This is a genomic window from Micromonospora sp. II (assembly GCF_001709195.1).
Taxonomy (GTDB): domain Bacteria; phylum Actinomycetota; class Actinomycetes; order Mycobacteriales; family Micromonosporaceae; genus Micromonospora; species Micromonospora chalcea.
In genome coordinates this window covers 1-1,074 of sequence record NZ_LYXF01000088.1, presented here as the reverse complement: position 1 = coordinate 1,074, position 1,074 = coordinate 1, and the positions used below count along the sequence as shown (strand labels likewise).

Annotated in this window: 2 protein-coding genes; one reads left to right on the top strand and one right to left on the bottom strand. The window is 65.4% G+C overall.

The window, feature by feature from the left end; all coding sequences use genetic code 11:
* Positions 1-66 precede the first annotated feature (66 nt).
* The gene (locus A8711_RS30080) at positions 67-543 is read left to right on the top strand and encodes an SRPBCC family protein (protein WP_158629856.1); all 477 of its coding nucleotides are present in this window, start codon (positions 67-69) and stop codon (positions 541-543) included.
* A 104-nt stretch (positions 544-647) separates the two neighbouring features.
* Here the strand turns inward: A8711_RS30080 and A8711_RS30075 are convergent, their stop codons facing one another.
* Entirely contained in the window at positions 648-926 is a 279-nt protein-coding gene (locus A8711_RS30075) for a hypothetical protein (RefSeq protein WP_064448033.1), read from the bottom strand.
* Between the last annotated feature and the right edge of the window lie 148 nt (positions 927-1,074).

Genomic DNA, 1,074 nt, shown 5'->3' with positions numbered 1-1,074 from the left:
TCAGGGCCCGTGACACGTCCGGCTAGACGCTCTTGCACCGTTGACGGTGGGACTACCGTCGGAGGCGTGATCGTGCGTACGCGCTGGACGATCCCCCACCCGCCTGAGGTGCTGTGGCCGGCACTCTGCGACTCACGCCTCGAACTGCAGCCCCGGTGCCCGGTGTTCTACCTGGGTACGCCTCGACCGACGATGTGCCGGTTGCCCGAGGGCCCAGGCGAGGTAGACGCGGCCCGGCAGTGTGTCTCGGAGCAAGGGGTGGTGCGGCAGCGGATCACCGTATGGGAGCCACCAGCCCGGCTGGCGTTCCACATGGAGTCGACGGATCTCGGTTTCCACCGCTACGTTGACTATCTCGGGGATCTATTCGAGATGGCCCCTGCTGGCCGTGGCACGCACGTCACCCGGACCACGACGCTGACAGTCCGCGGGTTCGGCCGCGCCGTGCTCTATCCGGCGTTATGGGTCGGGTTGAAGTCGGTGCACCGCTTCGTGTTCCGCAACTGGCAGACGATGGTGTTATTGCCCCCCTCGGCCGGGTGATGCTCCCTCGCCTACTAGGTGACGGCCGTCTGCCGCATATGGAGTCTCCTGACCTCCCACCACATGCTTGACGAATCCGTCCCAGCACATGCTTTACGTTTGGCCTAGATTCCGTGGTCGGCCTTGCGGGCCCGCCTGTGCTTCCAGGCGTAGATGAATGCTGCCAGGCCGATTACGGCGAGTGCGCCGGCGATGGCTGCGTGGACGGCGAGTCTGTGTTCGGCTGCGGTGATGTCGGCGGCTTGCTTCTCCAGCATCTCGGGAGTGGGGTCCTGGTAGGGCATCGAGATCCCGGACAGATCCAGGAACGGCAGGCACGGCAGCAGGCACGAGGCGATGAGCAGGAGAACCCCGGCGGTCAGCGCTAGGCGGGCACGCGACATCGCGACAGGCTTTCACAGGGGTCGTCTTCTGCGTTGACCGCCTCACGCCGTGGTCACCTTGCGGGGCCGGCTGGTTGAAGAAATATGACGCAAGGTGTCAGGTTTCGGGTGAAGCATGGGTTCATTGGTAGGCGCCGGCGAGAGGCGC